The organism is Enterobacter sp. Sphag1F, assembly GCF_014193275.1.
In the GTDB taxonomy this organism is placed as follows: domain Bacteria; phylum Pseudomonadota; class Gammaproteobacteria; order Enterobacterales; family Enterobacteriaceae; genus Pantoea; species Pantoea symbiotica.
Map to the genome: position 1 here is coordinate 136987 of NZ_JACHZD010000006.1, position 16495 is coordinate 153481.

17 protein-coding genes are annotated in these 16495 nt (G+C 53.3%); 12 read left to right on the forward strand and 5 right to left on the reverse strand.

Translation table 11 applies throughout. From position 1 onward, the window contains the following. Positions 1 to 196 precede the first annotated feature (196 nt). Genes FHW71_RS18930 through FHW71_RS18940 form a run of 3 tightly spaced genes read right to left on the reverse strand, consistent with a single transcriptional unit; the run spans position 197 to position 3028 of the window. A complete protein-coding gene (locus tag FHW71_RS18930) occupies positions 197 to 1483 on the reverse strand; it encodes a TRAP transporter large permease (RefSeq protein WP_179452705.1) in 1287 nt (428 codons plus the stop codon). A 12-nt stretch (positions 1484 to 1495) separates the two neighbouring features. Continuing rightward, positions 1496 to 2002: a TRAP transporter small permease gene (locus FHW71_RS18935; protein WP_179452704.1), complete on the reverse strand. Its 507-nt coding sequence runs from the start codon at positions 2000 to 2002 to the stop codon at positions 1496 to 1498. 48 nt (positions 2003 to 2050) lie between these two features. Next, entirely contained in the window at positions 2051 to 3028 is a 978-nt protein-coding gene (locus FHW71_RS18940) for a TRAP transporter substrate-binding protein (protein WP_008108819.1), read from the reverse strand. Between the two features lie 370 nt (positions 3029 to 3398). On the opposite strand from FHW71_RS18940, the gene FHW71_RS18945 reads away from it, so the two are divergent. The 9 genes from FHW71_RS18945 (at position 3399) to FHW71_RS18985 (ending at position 11818) form a co-directional block, all read left to right on the forward strand. Continuing rightward, positions 3399 to 4394, forward strand: a complete 996-nt coding sequence (locus FHW71_RS18945) for an MsnO8 family LLM class oxidoreductase (RefSeq protein ID WP_179452703.1) — start codon at positions 3399 to 3401, stop codon at positions 4392 to 4394. Between the two features lie 22 nt (positions 4395 to 4416). Further along, entirely contained in the window at positions 4417 to 5574 is a 1158-nt protein-coding gene (locus FHW71_RS18950) for an amidohydrolase (protein ID WP_179452702.1), read from the forward strand. Between the two features lie 82 nt (positions 5575 to 5656). Further along, complete coding sequence (locus FHW71_RS18955) at positions 5657 to 6970, forward strand: LLM class flavin-dependent oxidoreductase (protein WP_179452701.1); 1314 nt, start codon at positions 5657 to 5659, stop codon at positions 6968 to 6970. Positions 6971 to 6988: 18 nt separating this feature from the next. Continuing rightward, entirely contained in the window at positions 6989 to 7921 is a 933-nt protein-coding gene (locus tag FHW71_RS18960; RefSeq protein WP_008108813.1) for an ABC transporter substrate-binding protein, read from the forward strand. 9 nt (positions 7922 to 7930) lie between these two features. Beyond that, a complete protein-coding gene (locus tag FHW71_RS18965; RefSeq protein WP_179452700.1) occupies positions 7931 to 8443 on the forward strand; it encodes a GNAT family N-acetyltransferase in 513 nt (170 codons plus the stop codon). A 9-nt stretch (positions 8444 to 8452) separates the two neighbouring features. Beyond that, positions 8453 to 9379: an amino acid ABC transporter permease gene (locus tag FHW71_RS18970; protein ID WP_008108808.1), complete on the forward strand. Its 927-nt coding sequence runs from the start codon at positions 8453 to 8455 to the stop codon at positions 9377 to 9379. Beyond that, positions 9363 to 10157, forward strand: a complete 795-nt coding sequence (locus tag FHW71_RS18975; RefSeq protein ID WP_179452699.1) for an amino acid ABC transporter ATP-binding protein — start codon at positions 9363 to 9365, stop codon at positions 10155 to 10157. The genes FHW71_RS18970 and FHW71_RS18975 overlap by 17 nt, the downstream gene beginning before the upstream one ends. Then, the gene (locus tag FHW71_RS18980; RefSeq protein ID WP_154157568.1) at positions 10157 to 11062 is read left to right on the forward strand and encodes an ABC transporter substrate-binding protein; all 906 of its coding nucleotides are present in this window, start codon (positions 10157 to 10159) and stop codon (positions 11060 to 11062) included. The genes FHW71_RS18975 and FHW71_RS18980 overlap by 1 nt, the downstream gene beginning before the upstream one ends. A gap of 330 nt (positions 11063 to 11392) precedes the next feature. Next, a complete protein-coding gene (locus FHW71_RS18985; RefSeq protein WP_286176355.1) occupies positions 11393 to 11818 on the forward strand; it encodes a hypothetical protein in 426 nt (141 codons plus the stop codon). A gap of 188 nt (positions 11819 to 12006) precedes the next feature. On the opposite strand, the gene FHW71_RS18990 is transcribed toward FHW71_RS18985, so the two are convergent. Continuing rightward, positions 12007 to 13368, reverse strand: coding sequence for an EAL domain-containing protein (locus tag FHW71_RS18990; RefSeq protein ID WP_179452698.1), 1362 nt, complete (start codon positions 13366 to 13368; stop codon positions 12007 to 12009). Positions 13369 to 13568: 200 nt separating this feature from the next. Here FHW71_RS18990 and FHW71_RS18995 point away from each other — a divergent pair, with 200 nt between their 5' ends. From FHW71_RS18995 to FHW71_RS19005, 3 genes are all read left to right on the forward strand, one after another. Beyond that, complete coding sequence (locus tag FHW71_RS18995) at positions 13569 to 14129, forward strand: non-canonical purine NTP pyrophosphatase (RefSeq protein ID WP_008108796.1); 561 nt, start codon at positions 13569 to 13571, stop codon at positions 14127 to 14129. Continuing rightward, a complete protein-coding gene (locus FHW71_RS19000; protein ID WP_008108794.1) occupies positions 14126 to 14920 on the forward strand; it encodes an SIR2 family protein in 795 nt (264 codons plus the stop codon). Before FHW71_RS18995 ends, FHW71_RS19000 begins: the two co-directional genes overlap by 4 nt. 73 nt (positions 14921 to 14993) lie before the next feature. Next, positions 14994 to 15329, forward strand: a complete 336-nt coding sequence (locus FHW71_RS19005) for a YebG family protein (protein WP_179452697.1) — start codon at positions 14994 to 14996, stop codon at positions 15327 to 15329. Positions 15330 to 15371: 42 nt separating this feature from the next. Here the strand turns inward: FHW71_RS19005 and FHW71_RS19010 are convergent, their stop codons facing one another. Beyond that, the gene (locus tag FHW71_RS19010) at positions 15372 to 16481 is read right to left on the reverse strand and encodes a Fic family protein (protein WP_179452696.1); all 1110 of its coding nucleotides are present in this window, start codon (positions 16479 to 16481) and stop codon (positions 15372 to 15374) included. Between the last annotated feature and the right edge of the window lie 14 nt (positions 16482 to 16495).

The following is a 16495-nucleotide window of genomic DNA, read 5'->3' on the forward strand; positions in this document are numbered from 1 at the left end:
CCCTTTTTTATCAATAGCCCGACGGGCGGTTTTCATCATTGAATGCCGCACACGGGAGTTGAACCAAGGAATTGCACTAAGCTTTGCCGAAAAAAATAAATAGAAGTTTAGATCGCCAATTATGGCGACCTGATTATTGCGGAACATATATTGAGGTCGCCATAAATGGCGACCCTACGGTGATTATACGTGGTTGTTACATCACGCCCATTAAACGCGGTAACCACAGCGATATCGCCGGAATATAGGTAATCAGCATCAGCACAATAAACAACATGCCATAGAAAGGCAGCATGGCGCTGACCACTTGCTCAATCTTTTGTTTGCTCACTGCGCTGGCGACAAATAATACCGTGCCGACCGGTGGCGTAATTAAACCGATGCCCAGGTTGGTCAGCATAATCATACCGAAATGCACCGGATCGACGCCCAGCGCGGTGGCCACCGGTAACAGTACCGGGGTTAAAATCAGGATCAGCGGCGCCATGTCCATTAGCGTTCCCACCACCAGCAACAGCAGGTTGATACACATTAAAATTACATACTTGTTGCTGGAGAATTGGGTAAAGGCTTCGGTAATGATGGTGGGTAATTGCATAAAGGTCATCACCGCACCGAAACCGGCCGCGAAGGCAATCAACACCATCACAATGGTTACCGTTTTAATGGTGCGGAATACCAGAATATGCAATTGCGTCCATTTAAAATCACGGTAAATAAACATGGTGACAAAGAACGCCCAGATGCAGGCGATGGCCGCCGATTCAGAGGCAGTGAAAACGCCCGAAAGAATCCCGCCGAGAATGATGAAAATGGTAAACAGTCCCCAAAACGCATCGAAGAAGATTTTCACCGCCTGCTTGTAAGGGATGCGCTCGCCTTTGGGGTAACCACGTTTACGCGCAAAGCCGAGGCACATGACCATCAAACAGAAACCCAACAGCAGGCCGGGAATAATCCCGGCGACAAACAGGGAAGAGATGGTGACAACGCCTCCGGTGGCGAGCGAATAAATTACCGAGTTATGGCTGGGCGGGGTTAAAACCGCCTGTACCGAGCCGCTGGCGGTCACCGCCGCGGCGAAATCACGCGGATAACCTTTCTCCTCCATCTGCGGAATCATCACCGACCCAATCGAGGCGGTATCTGCTACCGAGGATCCCGAAATCGCGCCAAAGAAGGTTGAGGCGACGATATTCACCAGCGACAAACCGCCACGAATAAAGCCAACGAAAATATAGGCGAAGTTGACCAGCCGCCGGGCAATGCCGCCTTCCGCCATAATCGCGCCAGCCAGAATAAAGAAGGGAATGGTCAGCAGCGAAAACTTATTAATGCCGTTGGTAATCTGAATCACCACCGCTTCCAGCGGTAAGTCGATCCACCATGCGCCGATAAACGCGCTCAATCCAACGGCGAATGCCACCGGAAAACCCACCAGCAGCAACACTACCAAACTGCCTATCAAAATCAGTGCGTCCATTTTCTTCTCCGCTTAGTGGGTGCCGCCAAGAGTCACGATGGCGCGTTGGCTTTGATCGCCATTAACCAATCGCTCAATCACAAACAACAGCGTAAAGATCGCGCCGACCGGAATTGGCAAATACATTTCGCCGTAGGTCACCGCCGGCAATGAGGCCAGCGTTTGCACCCACATCGCTTCACACAGGTTGTAACTGGCGCGGAAAATCACCAGGCAGGTGATGATCATCAGCGCATCAGACAACTTCAGCAGCCAGCGCTGATTCGCCGGCGAGAGCCGGTCAGTCATCATCGAGACACAAATATGCGTACCCGCGCGAAACCCGACTGGCGCACCAATAAAGGTAAAGATGATCATGCAAATGATGGCGACCGGTTCTGGCCAGGATAATGCGTCGTTCAGCACATAGCGTGAGAAAATCCCGATGGGAATCACCGTCACCATGATTAACAAGGCAACGGCGGCAATCGCCATGCACAGCAAATAAAGCCCATCCATCAGACGAGAATATGCAGTCATAATGTTTACCTGGTTAAAACGCCACGAAGGCACGTGGCGTGGGGAGGATTACTTCACATCAGCAATTTGTTTCATCAAATCCTGATATTTGCCGCCAAACTGATCGCGCACCGGCTGCGTGGCTTTCATGAAGGTTTCACGATCGGTTTCCTGGAAGGTGACGCCACCGGCTTTCATCTTCTCGATGGATTGTTGGGTGTAGGTTGCCCAAAGCTGGCGTTCTTCTTCCTGCGCCTCTTTGCCTAATTTCTTCAGCAACGCCTGGTCATCCGCCGAGAGACGATTCCACAACGGTTTGGAGTAGAGAATCATTTCAGGCTGAATGAAGTGGCCAGTGAGCGTGTAGTACTTCGCAACAGGCATATAGTTGTGGGCGACAAAGGTTGGCGGGTTGTTTTCAGTGCCATCGACCACGCCGGTTTGCATGGCGCTAAACACTTCGCTCACGCCCATCGCGACCGGATTCGCCCCCATCGCTTTTAAGGTAGCCAGGGAGATCGCACTGTTTTGCACGCGGATTTTCATGCCCTTAAGATCTTCGGGTTTGGCGATCGGTTTTTTGGTGATCATGTTGCGCACACCGGCGTCGGTCCAGCCGAGGAAAATCATGCGGGCGTTGGGATCGTTATCGAATTTCTCGACGATATTTTTCCCGATATCACCATCCAGCACCTTGTGCATATGGTCCTCATCGCGAAAAACATACGGCAAGGTTAATACGCTGGTTTCTGGCGCGATGCTGGTGACCGGTGCCAGCGAAACACGAATCATATCAATCGCGCCCAGTTGCACCTGCTGCAGCGTTTGGTCTTCATCACCCAATACGCCACCGGCGTAAACCTTCATCTCTAACCGCCCGTCAGTGGCTTTTTTCAGCTTCTCGCCCATGTGTTCAAGTGCCACCACGGTGGGATAACCCGCTGGTTGTACTTCGGCTACTTTGATGACTTTAGCGGACGCCACAGCAGGGCAAAACGCTGCCGCAGAGGATAACGAAACTACCAGAAGTAATTTTTTAAACGTCATGCTTTTTCTCCAGCTAAGGGGGAGGCAGGAAGGTGCGGCGCATTGATTTTGTCGAGAGGTGCCGCGTGGTGCCAGCATAGAGAAAATAGTGGCTGGAAAAATAAGGGAATTGCGATTGGATGAATTGCGTCACATTTTGAAACGATGTTTTAATAATTTTATATTGAATATCACATTTTCAAAACATCGCCGCAACAATCCATATTTATCGGGGATAATTGTGTGTTTTCAAAGGAGTTTAAACCAAACGGTCCAATCTATCTCCCTGATATGCATAAAGTAAATATAGATACGACAATATCATGTTTTACGAACCCGCCTTCTGCGCCACACACTACTCGCCATATTCATGACGAAAAGGATAAGGCGCATGTCATACCGACTGAGTTTGCTGGATAAATCGCCGATTGCTGATGGAGAGACAGCCAGCCACGCGCTTCACCGCACTTTACAGCTGGCGCAGCAGGCGGAAAGCTGGGGTTATCACCGCTTCTGGTTGGCGGAACACCACAATAGCGATCGTCTGGCGAGTCCGTCGCCGGAACTGCTGATCGCCTGGATCATCGGCCAGACGCAACATATTCGCGTCGGGTCCGGCGGCGTGATGCTGCAACACTACAGCCCGTACAAAGTGGCGGAAAACTTCAACTTGCTGGCGTCATTAGCGCCGGGACGCATTGACGTTGGTGTCGGCAAAGCGCCGGGCGGCTTGCCGCTTTCAACGCGTGCGCTGCAGCTGGGCGTGCATCTGCAGGAGAAAGGCAGCTTCGCCGAACAGTTGACGCTGCTGGATAGCTGGCTGCAAGTGCCGCCGGTGGGCGACGAAGAAATTCTGCGCGCCACGCCGCAGCCGCCGCGTCCGGCTAATCGCTTCCTGCTGGGTGCCAGTGAAGAGAGCGCCAAACTGGCGGCGGAACTCGGCTGGCAGCTGGTGTTCGCTGCGCACCACAACGGCGATCCGCAATTAATGGAAAAAGTCCTCAACAGCTATCGCCAGCACAGCAACGGCCAGCGCGCGCTGGTGGCGGTGCAAGTGGTGGTGGCGGATTCTCCGGCGGAAGCCGACCTGCTGGTGGATAACCTGCGCGTGTATCACGTCAGTGTCAAAGATGGCCCCAGCGTCAACGTCGGCAGCGTCGAGCAGGCCGAACGTTACGTGCGTCAGGGCGGTTACAGCGATTACGTGATCGAACCACGCACGCCATCGCTGCTGAAAGGCACCGCCGCGCAGGTGCATGCCAAGCTGGATGCGCTGCATCAGCATTTCGGCATTGAAGAGTTCGTGATTGATACGCCGGTGGCTGAAGAGCAGGCGCGCGTTAAATCACTCGAACTGCTGGCCACTCATCGTTTAGTCACGGCTTGATTTGCTGCTTACGGAGGCAGGTATGACGCAATTTAGCGAACATCAGCTGATTGACTGGCGACGTGAGCTGCACAGCTGGCCGGAGTTATCCGGTCGCGAAGTCGAAACCACCGCGCGCCTGCGTCGCTGGTTACAGGACGCCGGTTTGCGTCTGCTGGATTATCCGCTGGAAACCGGCGTGATCGTGGAAGTTGGGCGCGGCGACACGCTGATTGCGCTGCGTGCCGATATCGATGCGCTACCGATTCACGAAGCCACCGGACTGGCTTACCGTTCGCGCAATAGCGGCGTGATGCACGCCTGCGGCCACGATGTACACAGCGCCGTAATGCTCGGCGCGGCCTTGCAGCTGAGAGCAGTTGAAGATCAATTGCCAGGTCGCATTCGTATTCTGTTCCAACCGGCGGAAGAGAACGCCACCGGCGCACGCCAGTTGATCAATGCGGGCGTGCTGGACGGGGTGCAGGCGATCTTCGGCATGCACAATGAACCCGGTTTGCCAACCGGTACCTTTGCCACACGCGGCGGCGCGTTTTACGCTAATGCGGATAAGTTTATCGTGCGCGTTTCCGGCAAAGGGGCGCACGCCGCGCATCCGGAAGAGGGCGTGGACAGCATTGTGGTCGCCAGCCAGATCATTCAGGCGCTGCAATCGCTCACCAGCCGTAGCTTCAACACGCTGGACAGCTTAGTGCTTAGCGTGACGCGCATCGACGCCGGTAAAACCTGGAACGTGCTACCCGGCGAGGCCGAATTTGGCGGCACGGTGCGCACCCATGACAAACAGGTGCGCGCAGAGCTGGAACAGCGCGCCCGCACGCTGGTCGAGAACATCGCCGCCGCCAACGGTGCCAGCGCCTCTTTTAGCTGGCATCCCGGTCCGCCGGTGCTGGAGAACGATGCGCGTTGGGCGCAGTTTGCCAGCAAAGTAGCGCAGCAGGTGGGTTACCGCGTGCAGACCGCTGAGCTGCACCTCGGCGGCGAAGATTTCGCTTACTACTTACAGCAGATCCCCGGCGCGTTTGTCAGCATTGGCAGCGCGAGCGAATTTGGTCTGCATCATGGCGGCTTCAACCCCGATGAAGCGCTGATTGCCCCCGCTGCACACTACTTTACTCAACTGGCTCAGCAAGCGTTGCAGCACCTCAACGCGCGATGTCGTGACGCCATTCTGAACTAGCTCGATTCACTGATTTCATTTCGATTCTGCACGGCGACACGATGTCGCCGTCAGGCTGCGCTTTGGCAAAAGAGAGAACATTATGACTGCAAGACAACTGCGATTGGGCACCATTCTGCATGGCGCATCCGGCAATATGTCCGCGTGGCGTCATCCGGCGGCGCTGGCGGATGCCAGCATCAATTTTGATTACGCCAAACATATTGCGCGCAAGGCGGAAGCGGGCAAGCTGGATTTCCTGTTTGTCGCCGATGGCCTGTTCATCAACGAAAAATCGATTCCCCACTTCCTCAATCGCTTCGAACCGCTGACCTTGCTGTCGGCGCTGGCGGGCGTCACTGAACATCTCGGTTTGGTCGGCACGGTTTCCACCTCGTACAGCGAGCCGTTTACCGTGGCGCGGCAGTTTGCCAGCCTCGATCATCTGAGCGGCGGTCGCGCGGGCTGGAATGTCGTGACCTCGCCGCTGGAAGGTTCGGCGAAGAACTTCTCGCGCCAGCAGCATCCGGAACATGCGCTGCGCTATCGCATCGCCGATGAGTATCTGCAAGTGGTGAAAGGGTTGTGGGATTCGTGGGAAGGCGACGCTTTCGTACGTAATAAACAGAGCGGCCAGTTCTTTGATCCCGAGAAGCTGCACACGCTGAATCACCACGGCGATTTTTTCCAGGTGCAAGGACCGCTGAATATCGAACGCACGCCACAAGGACGTCCGGTGGTGTTCCAGGCGGGCGCATCAGAAGATGGCCGCAAGCTGGCCGCTAAACATGCTGACGCCATCTTTACCCATCAGCCGACGCGCGAAGAAGCGCAGGAATTCTACCGCGATGTGAAAAAACAGCTGGTAGCGAATGGTCGCGAGCCGGGCGATCTGCACATTTTCCAGGGCGTTGGCGTGATTGTGGGCGACAGTGCGGAAGATGTGGAGCAGCAGTATCAAACCACCGCTGCGCTGGTTTCCATCAAAGATGCGCTCAACTATCTCGGACGCTTCTTCGATCATCACGACTTCTCACAATATCCGCTGGATGAGCCATTCCCTGAACTCGGCGATATCGGGCAAAACAGCTTCCGCAGCACCACCGACGAAATCAAGCGCAAGGCGCGCGAGCACGGCCACACGCTGCGTCAGGCAGCGCTGGAAGCCGCGACGCCGCGTCCGCTGTTTCACGGTACGCCAGAGCAGGTGGCCGATGGTTTGCAGCTGTGGTTTGAGAGCGAAGCGACCGATGGCTTCATCATTCAGGGCGGCACGCCAGATACCTTCGAACGCTTTGTCGATCGCGTGGTACCGATTCTGCAAGCACGCGGGTTAACCCGCAGCGAATACCCCGGAACCACGCTGCGCACCAGCTTTGGTCTGAAAGATCCGGTTAATCAATACACACAAAAATAAAACACGAGAATAAACGCTATGCAGAAAAAATCCCTTATCGCGCTGCTGTTGCTAGGCATGAGCAGCGCTGTATTCGCCGAAGATGTGGCGGTGAACGGTCAGAACGTCAGTGTTGAAGCCAACAAAACGCCGATTAATACCGCGAAGAATGCTGCCGCAGTAGCACAGATCCCAGCCGGACATCGCTTCGCCGTGCCGGGCTCATTCACCGTGGCGGTGGCCGCGCTGAATTCGCCGCCATTAACCGTATTCAGTGATGACAACAAAACCCTGCTCGGCAGTGAAGTGGATATCGCCCGCTTAGTCGCCGACAGCCTGGGTTTGAAACTCAACGTGGTGCCAACCTCGTGGGAAGACTGGCCGCTGGGCGTGGCTTCAGGCAAATACGATGCGGCGATCAGTAACGTGACCGTCACCAAAGAGCGCAAAGAGCGCTTCGATTTCGCCACCTATCGCAAAGATTCACTCGGCTTTTACGTCAAATCCAGCAGCCCAATTAAGGCGATCACCAAAGCGGAAGATATTGCCGGACTGCGCATTATCGTCGGCTCTGGCACCAATCAGGAATCAATTCTGCTGGCGTGGGATAAAGAGAATCAGGCCAAAGGATTGAAGCCGTTTACGCCGGTGTATACCAAAGACGATGCGGCACAAACGCTGGCGCTGCAGTCCGGTCGCGCCGATGCCTTTTTTGGCCCGAACGTGATTGGCGCATGGAAAGCGGCGCTGACTAAGCAAACACGTTTGGTTGGCAGCGTTGATGGCGGCTGGCCGAAAGCGGCGCACATCGCGGTGACGGTGAAGAAAGATGGCGGCCTGGTGCAGCCGATCAACACCGCGCTGAATGGCGTAATCAAAAACGGCGATTACGACAAGGTGCTGAAGCGTTGGGGTGAAGGCGTTGAGCGTATCGACAGTTCAGAGATCAATCCGGCCGGATTGGGCGATTAAGGAGGCCGCATGAGCGAGCAACTGTTCCGCGAAGTGTCACCGGAAGCGCCTGAATTGCAGCCGATTTTGACCGGACTGTTTGGTGAATACAGCGCGCGCTACGGCGCGTTCTTCACCAGCCAAAAAGAGGTTGAGCTGACCGAATGGTATTTGCCGCCGCGCGGGCTGTTTATCGTGCTGGAGCGGGACGGCGAGATCATCGCGATGGGCGCGTACAAACCTTATGACGCGGTGACCGCCGAGTTTAAACGCATCTGGACGCGCAGCGATCTACGACGTCAGGGATTGGCGCTGCTGATTCTGCAGGAACTGGAGCGTCGCGCGCTGCGTGCAGGCTACCAGCGCGTGTTTCTCACCACCGGTTTCCGTCAGCCGGAAGCGGTGAAGTTGTATATCGGCCACGGTTATCAGCCGCAGTTTGCGCTGCTGGAGGATATGGAAGTCTACAGCCAGCCGCCACACGATGGACGCTTGCGCTTCCTGAAAGTGATTGATGTGCATAGCGTGGCGCAGGCCAGCTAAGGAGTTGCAATGAGTAATGAACCACAACGTTTAACCGTGGTGCCGGCGCGTTATCCGGCACGTACCGTCGGCGCGATTGTCGCGCTGTTTATTCTGGCCAGTGTGATTGATTCTGTTGCCTTTAATCCGCGCTGGGAATGGGGCGTGTTCGCCAAATGGTTTTTTGATCCGGTGATCCTTAGCGGTTTGGGGCAAACGCTGCTGCTGACGCTGTTTGGCACCATTCTCAGCCTGATTTTTGGCGGCTTGCTGGCGCTGGCGCGCCTCTCGTCATCGTGGCTGCTGAGTACGCTGGCGTTCGGCTATATCTGGCTGTTCCGCTCGCTGCCGCTGATTGTGGTGCTGATCATCCTCTACAACTTCTCCTATCTGTACGACACGCTGTCGCTCGGCATTCCGTTTACCGCGCTGTCGTGGGGCCACTTCCAGACCATCAACGTGCTCGGCCAGTTCCCGGCAGCAGTAATTGGTTTGACGCTGGTGCAGAGCGCCTATAGCGCCGAGATTATTCGCGGCGGCTTTTTGGGTGTCGATCACGGTCAGTTTGAAGCGGCTTCGGCGTTGGGATTATCCTCCACGCGCCGCACCTTCCGCATCATTCTGCCGCAGGCGCTGCGCGCGATTATTCCCACCACCTTTAATGAAATCATCAGCCTCGCCAAAGGCACCTCGATGGTGTACGTGCTGGCGATGCCTGAACTGTTTTACACCATCCAGATGATCTACAACCGCACGCAGCAGGTAATTCCGCTGCTGATGGTTGGTGCGGCCTGGTATCTGATCATCACCACCGTATTGTCACTGCTGCAGCACAGCGTTGAGCGCTGGCTGGCGCGCAGCGTCACCCGTGAACCGCAGCCGTCGCGCTGGCGTCAATGGCGTAACCGCAGCGCCAAACCTGCAACCGAGGAGCTTTCCCATGTCCGAAGCCATTGATTACCGCAATCTGCATAGCGCTGGCGCCATTAGCATCACCGGCGTGAGCAAGTCGTTCGGCAAACTGAAAGCGTTGGATGATGTGTCACTGGAACTCGAACCGGGATCGGTGACGGTGATTCTCGGGCCATCGGGCTCGGGTAAATCCACGCTGCTGCGCACCATCAATCATCTTGAGCGCGTTGATGAAGGCTATATCCAGATCGATGGTGATTACATCGGTTATCAGCGACGCGGCGACAAGCTGTATGAGCTGAAAGAGAAGGCGATTCTGCGTCAGCGCATCAACGTTGGCTACGTGTTCCAGAACTTCAATCTGTTCCCGCATCTGACGGTGCTGGATAACCTGATCGAAGCGCCGATTGCGCATCGTCAGCTGTCGCGTCGTGAAGCGATCGATCGTGCCGGTGAGCTGCTGGATGTGGTGGGTTTACGCCACAAAGCCGATGCCTGGCCACGCCATTTGTCGGGCGGCCAGCAGCAGCGTATCGCGATTGCGCGAGCCTTGATGCTTAACCCACGTGTGATGCTGTTTGATGAACCGACGTCGGCGCTCGATCCCGAACTGGTGGGCGAAGTGCTGGATGTGATCAAAAAGCTGGTGCGTTCCGGCACCACGCTGGTGATTGTGACGCACGAAGTCGGTTTTGCACGTGAAGTGGCAGATAACGTGGTGTTTATGGTCGATGGCCGTATCGTCGAGCAGGGCAGCAGCCATCAGGTATTGAATCAGCCGCGCCACGAGCGCACCAAACGTTTTCTGGCACGGGTACTTTAATGGAACGAGTAATTATTACGGCGTTATTGACAGTGATGTTAGGCGCGCCAGCCATCGCAGCAGAAACGCTGGATGCCAAAAATAACGAAACGCCAATCAATATTGCGGCGAATCCACAGGCTATCGCGAAAATTCCGGCGGGTTTTCATTTCGTGAATCCGGGCTATTTAACCGTCGCCACCACGTCGATGAATTCGCCGCCGATCGGATTGTGGGCGTCGGATAATAAAACGCTGATTGGCAGCGATCCCGATATTGCACGTTTGCTGGCGGACAGTTTGGGCTTAAAACTGAAACTGGTGCCGGCCGCCTGGGAAGATTGGCCGCTGGGCATCACCGCCGGACGTTATGACGTGGCGATGTTCAATATTGCCGTTACCGAAGAGCGCAAAAAGAAGTTCGATTTCGCCACCTATCGCGCGGATAACCATGCATTTGCGGTGAAAACCAACAGCGCGATCACCGCGATTAAAGGCCGCGAAGACGTGGCAGGCAAGCGCATCATCGTTGGTTCAGGCACCAATCAGGAACGGATTTTACTCAGCTGGGATGAGAAGAACCGCGCGCAGGGCTTAGCACCGGTGCAGCCGATCTACCTCAATGATGATGCGGCAGCCACGCTGGCACTGCTTTCCGGGCGTGCTGATGCCTCGTTTGGTCCGCAGGCGATGGCAGCCTGGAAAGTTGCTTCGCGCGGGCAAACCAAAATCGTCGGCCACGGCCCGTTCCGCGCATGGGTGGCGGTGACCACTAAAAAAGGCAATGGATTGGATGTGGCGCTGCAGCAGGCGATTAATGGTGCGATTGCCAGCGGCGAATATAAACAAGTGTTGGCACGCTGGGGCGAACAGGAAGAGGCGGTGGAAACCTCGCAGGTCAATCCGCCGGGGATTGTTTATCAGTGATTTTCTAATACGCTAAATTTTGCGAGAAAGCTCACGATGTAAAAGTTGTGAGCTTTTTTTATTTCATTTGGTTTTAGGTTGGCTCACATTTATTTTTAGGTGGATTATTACTGGCTCTGTTAATTAATTGTCTTCTTTGTTTTTTTTGACAATTATTTTAAATTTCTTATTCAAATCACTAATGTTTGTGAAAAAAACCAGTGCTAAGATGTTCACGGTCTTGGGCGAGTGCGGTGTTTAACGTTTACCATTGCAAAAGGGAATTTGATTGTATGAGCTACCGTCAACCTGCATTAACCAATCAAAAATGGAAACGATTGGGGTGAAATAATGTTAGCTGAACCGTTAAATAAGAGTGTTATCAATTATGCGTGCCGTCAACGTAAACGCAAGCAGGGCGGACAACCACCGAGCGGAGGTAAAGGAATGCAAGAGCGAGTTAAAAGGCTGGAAGACAATGTGACCGAATTGGTCTCTGACGTGGCGGTGATTAAGTCAAACTATGCCACGAAACAGGATGTCGAGGCGGTCAAAGCGGATGTGGCGGTAATCAAGTCAAATTATGCGACTAAGGAGGATGTGGCTGCGGTAAAAGCCGATGTGGCAGTGATCAAGTCCAATTACGCCACTAAGGAGGATGTTGCGGCGATAAAGGTCGATTTGTATAAAGCGATGATCACACAAACCAAATGGATGGTGACTACCCAGTTTGTAACCTTAGGCGCGGGACTTTCTCTTGCGAAACTGCTGTTTTGAATTGTATGTGCTGGAACGGTCGCCATGAATGGCGACCCTACAAATATATAACGCGGTTTTTGTAGGGTGCGCATTCATGCGCACCTGGTCGCCATAAATGGCGATCATGCGAATATATGTTGTGGTTTTCGTTGGGTGCGCATTTATGCGCACCTGGTCACCATAAATGGCGACCCTACAAAGCTGGGTTATATTTTCGCTTTTTTAATCCATACCAGCGCATCTGCAACCGGCAGCGGACGGGCGAAATGGTAGCCCTGAAACAGATGACAGCCTTTATCGCGCAGGTAGGTGAAATACTCCTCACTCTCAATGCCTTCGGCGAGCACATTCAGTCCCATTTCACGCGATAACTCGATGGTTTTCTGCACCACAATCGCCGATGATTCATTTTTAAAAATCTGCATGATTAACGATTTATCGATCTTAATATCATTAATAGCAAAATCACTGATCGACTTAAGCGATGAATAGCCGACGCCAAAGTCATCAATCGCCCATTTAACACCCAATTGACTAAAATGGCTGATCACCTCGCCAATGCGCTTTTGATCATAGACAAAGGTAGTTTCAGTAATTTCAAACTTGAGACGTTCCGGACGGATTTTATAATGCGACAGCGTTAGCAAGGTATCCTGAGTGAAATCGCGGTGTATCAACTGCAGCGGACTGATGTTAATGGAAAAGGCCAAATCACCGAGATATTGACCGCGATCCCATTCGGCGATTTGCTGCAAGGCGCGTTCCATCACCCATTTGCCAATCTCTATTATCAAACCACTTTTCTCGGCCACGGGAATAAACACTTCTGGCGAGATAAAGCCTTTAGAAGGATGCTTCCAGCGTAGCAAGGCTTCAAATCCGATCAGTTTTTTATTGTTATCCACCTGTGGCTGGTAATAGAGTTCCAGCTGATTTTTTTCGATGGCTTGCGAAAGTTCGCGTTTGATTAAATCGGTTTCGGAGTAGTTGCCACGCAGTGTGAATGCGGTTAACAAGAGTGCGATCATCGGCACAGCACAGTTAACGATATAAAAGCCGGACTCATGCGGAATATTGAGCTGAAACGCGCTATGTTGCCATGTTAATCCTGTAGAAATAAAAAAGAGATAAACCACCAGGCAGATTAACGGGAATATTTTACTTAAGTAAGGTGTTTGCTGGCGTAATACCAATGCTGAACCCACGGTTAACGCCACCAAATAATTGTACTCGGAGTGTTTCTCTACCGCATGACCATTATCCAGCAGGAAAAGCAGCATTATGATCAGTAACAAAGCATGGACGATGATGTAGAGATGTTTGTTCAGCCGGTTACTGAAAGCCGCCACGACAATATAAAATCCTATCGCGGTGCTCAGGCAATATAAGGCTGTGACAGCAATTTCTCCCCTAATGAAATTAGTCGCTACCATATAAAAACCTGCCAGGATGCTGGAAAATCCAGCAATGAGCAGCGTTAGGCGTAATTTTTTCTCTGGGTTATCACCCTGCAAAATGAAGGGCAAATCTCTTAGCATGGAATATCTGGAATTAAAATAAGAGATCATCTGAGGTTCTCATTTTTTCTTTGTCATATTTTTCAAATAGCGTCGCATAATTATTTTAGATTCATGCCTGGTGAAAGTCATAGTTTTGTTTACTTAAATAATTGAATGTTCCTACCCAGTAACCCATATGCACGTTAGAATCAACTACCAACGGAGAGGCTTTTACCGAGCTTAAACCCACTTTCAACGTACTGATTGCAATGAAAATACGATTCCTGTCTGCCAACGAGCTAAAGCTGGCCGAGGTGCGTACCATCCTTGAGCCGGTCGGTGTCGAAGTGCTGCCCATCGCACGCCGTATTGAAGAGATTCAGACTGAAAATGAGGTCGAACTGGTGCGCGACAAGCTCACCAAAGCGTTCTCGATTATTGGTCGTCCGCTGTTTGTCGAGCACACTGGGCTCTATCTGGATGGTCTGAACGGCTTACCAGCCGGGCTGACGCGCATCTTCTGGAGCCGCTTGAATGCCGAGCGCTTCACCAAACTGGTGAATGGGCTGGATAGCCCATGCGTCACGGCGAAAACCGTGCTCGGCTATTGTGACGGGCAAAAAATGTATCAGTTCGAAGGCGAACTGCGCGGCACCATCGCCACCGAGCCTGCTGGTCCTCGCGAATTTCAGTGGGACTGCGTGTTTATCCCGGAAGGGCACACGCAAACATTCGCCGAAATGGGCGAGCTAAAAAATGAGATTTCAATGCGTCGCCTGGCGCTGGACCGCTTCGCTACCTTTTTGAAAACATCGCGGGGATTGGCATGAAACCCGAGCTAAAACGCGCCTACGATGCCGGTAAATTGATTCTGTTTGCCGGTGCGGGCATTTCACGCAATCTTGGTCTGCCGGAATGGCATGAGCTGATTGCGCATCTGGCTAAAGAACTGGGCTACGACCCGAAAATCTTCAATACCTACGGCACACATTTATCGCTGGCGGAGTATTACAAACAGCGTAAAGGCTCGCTGGGACCGCTGCGCAGCTGGATGGATCGCGAATGGCATCGCCCGGATATTGACGTGCGCAGTTCTGAAATTCACACCATGATCACGCAAGGCAACTTCTCACGCATCTACACCACCAATTACGATCGCTGGCTGGAGATGGCGCATGAGGCGCACAATGTGCCTTACAGCAAAGTGGCGAATGCGGCAGATTTGGTGTCGTTGACCGAAGATAAGCGCCATATCATTAAGTTACATGGTGATTTCGACGACGATACTTCCATCGTGCTGGATGAAAGCAGCTACTTTGAACGGCTCTATTTTGATTCGCCGCTGGATATCAAACTCACGCACGACGTGATGGGCAACTCGGTATTGTTTGTTGGCTACAGCATCAGCGATTTCAACATCCGTCTGTTATTCTACCGCCTGACAAAAATGTGGGGCCGCACCGGATTGGCCACCGCACGTCCCAAATCTTACCTGTTCACTAACCGCAATAATCCAGTGGCAAAAGAGGTGCTGGGGCAGTGGGGCATTGAGATGATCGTCTCGGAAGAGGACGATCCGCGCAAAGCGTTGGCGCTGTTCCTGGAAGAATTACTGGCTTAAAGGCAGAAAGTCATTGCCTGGAAAAGTTTGATCAGAATATACTGTATATAAATACAGTTAACCGAGGTGCATCATGGCAGTCGAAACCAAATATGTTGTAGTCAGAAAGGGTGAAGAAAAGATGACGTTTGCCAATAAAAAAGACGCGGATGCCTGGGACAAAATGCTTGATATGGCAGACGCCTTCACCGATTGGCTGCAGCAGCATCAGCCAGAACTGGGTGAAGCGCAGGCCGAAGCATTGGGTCTGCTGTTGGCTGAACAGAAAGATGCGGTGCAGCATATCCTGCGCACCAGCAAGCTGCCGGATATCGTAAAGGAAGAAGAGGTTGAGGCAGCGCCTGAAGCTTCTGCGGAAACCGAAGCTCCAGCGCCGGAAAAGAAAGTTCGCGCGGTTAAAGCAGCGTAAGAGGTTTTGTAGGGTGCGCATTTATGCGCACCTGGTTACACATCAAAGTTTAATTTGATACCGTGTACTACGCCCGCCGCCCGGTAATTTATCCAGACACCCTTTCGCCAGCAATTCAGTCAGATGTCGCGTAGCCGTGGCTTTACTCACTTTCGCCACTTTTTGATACTGACCTGCGCTGATGCCTTCACTAAATCCCTGTTCTCCGCCATCCAGTAAGCGATTCAGCACGCGGGTTTGTTCCGCACTCAACTCGGCCGCGTTATGCATCAACCAGAAGCGCGCTTTATTTTGCGTGCGTGTGACGGTTTCCAGTGCCTGTTCAAGACTGTCATTCAGCACATCACAAAACCACAGCAACCAATCGGTGACGTCCATTGCACCGCGCTGCGTCTCCTGCAGAATGCGGTAATAGTCGGCACGTCGCGCCAGAATCGATGCGGACATGGCATACAAACGGATGCTCTGGCTATCAGCCTGCGCCAGCACCAAATCTGTGAGGGCGCGAGTGATACGTCCATTACCGTCATCAAACGGGTGCAGCGTAACGAACCACAAGTGGCACAACGCGGCGCGCAACAGCGGATCGAGCAGCGGATCTTCGCGACTGTGATTAAACCAGGCGATAAATTCCTCCAGCTGTGCTTCCAGCCCAGCGCGTGGCGGCGCCTCGAAATGTACCGTTGGGCGATCGATACGGCCTGAAACCACCTGCATTGGCTCATCGCCGCGCAGCGTGCCCACATTCAGCCGCTTGATGGTCCATTCACTTTCGGGAAACAGCCAGCGATGCCACTGACATAAACGCGCCAACGTCAATTCCTGATCGCGTTGCGTAATGGCATCCATCATCATGGTTGCCAAACCTTCTGAACGTTCGGAAACCGGGTAAGGCTGATCGAGCGAAACGCCTAAACGGCGCGCAAGCGAAGATCTCACCGACTGCGCGTTGACGCGCTCATCTTCAATCGCTGAGGAAGAGAGGATATTGCTGAGCAGCGTATCCAGCGTTTGTTGCTCGCTGTTATCTTGCACGCTGGCACGGCCCAGCAACACGCCGCGCTGCTGCTGCAACTGGCGCAGGCGCGGAAGTAACTTCTCATCTTGCCAGCGAAACTGCGGCCAATCGGGCTGCTGCCAAATCCACATCATAAGCTCACTCCTGA

Excerpts from the sequence above, each read along its gene's own strand:
- FHW71_RS19010 (WP_179452696.1), bottom strand. The coding sequence starts at position 16,481 with ATGATGTGGATTTGGCAGCAGCCCGATTGGCCGCAGTTTCGCTGGCAA.
- FHW71_RS18940 (WP_008108819.1), bottom strand. The coding sequence starts at position 3,028 with ATGACGTTTAAAAAATTACTTCTGGTAGTTTCGTTATCCTCTGCGGCA.
- FHW71_RS18965 (WP_179452700.1), top strand. The coding sequence starts at position 7,931 with ATGAGCGAGCAACTGTTCCGCGAAGTGTCACCGGAAGCGCCTGAATTG.
- FHW71_RS18935 (WP_179452704.1), bottom strand. The coding sequence starts at position 2,002 with ATGACTGCATATTCTCGTCTGATGGATGGGCTTTATTTGCTGTGCATG.
- FHW71_RS18960 (WP_008108813.1), top strand. The coding sequence starts at position 6,989 with ATGCAGAAAAAATCCCTTATCGCGCTGCTGTTGCTAGGCATGAGCAGC.
- FHW71_RS18970 (WP_008108808.1), top strand. The coding sequence starts at position 8,453 with ATGAGTAATGAACCACAACGTTTAACCGTGGTGCCGGCGCGTTATCCG.
- FHW71_RS18955 (WP_179452701.1), top strand. The coding sequence starts at position 5,657 with ATGACTGCAAGACAACTGCGATTGGGCACCATTCTGCATGGCGCATCC.
- FHW71_RS19000 (WP_008108794.1), top strand. The coding sequence starts at position 14,126 with ATGAAACCCGAGCTAAAACGCGCCTACGATGCCGGTAAATTGATTCTG.
- FHW71_RS18990 (WP_179452698.1), bottom strand. The coding sequence starts at position 13,368 with ATGATCTCTTATTTTAATTCCAGATATTCCATGCTAAGAGATTTGCCC.
- FHW71_RS18950 (WP_179452702.1), top strand. The coding sequence starts at position 4,417 with ATGACGCAATTTAGCGAACATCAGCTGATTGACTGGCGACGTGAGCTG.
- FHW71_RS18995 (WP_008108796.1), top strand. The coding sequence starts at position 13,569 with ATGAAAATACGATTCCTGTCTGCCAACGAGCTAAAGCTGGCCGAGGTG.
- FHW71_RS19005 (WP_179452697.1), top strand. The coding sequence starts at position 14,994 with ATGGCAGTCGAAACCAAATATGTTGTAGTCAGAAAGGGTGAAGAAAAG.
- FHW71_RS18945 (WP_179452703.1), top strand. The coding sequence starts at position 3,399 with ATGTCATACCGACTGAGTTTGCTGGATAAATCGCCGATTGCTGATGGA.
- FHW71_RS18980 (WP_154157568.1), top strand. The coding sequence starts at position 10,157 with ATGGAACGAGTAATTATTACGGCGTTATTGACAGTGATGTTAGGCGCG.
- FHW71_RS18985 (WP_286176355.1), top strand. The coding sequence starts at position 11,393 with ATGTTAGCTGAACCGTTAAATAAGAGTGTTATCAATTATGCGTGCCGT.
- FHW71_RS18975 (WP_179452699.1), top strand. The coding sequence starts at position 9,363 with ATGTCCGAAGCCATTGATTACCGCAATCTGCATAGCGCTGGCGCCATT.
- FHW71_RS18930 (WP_179452705.1), bottom strand. The coding sequence starts at position 1,483 with ATGGACGCACTGATTTTGATAGGCAGTTTGGTAGTGTTGCTGCTGGTG.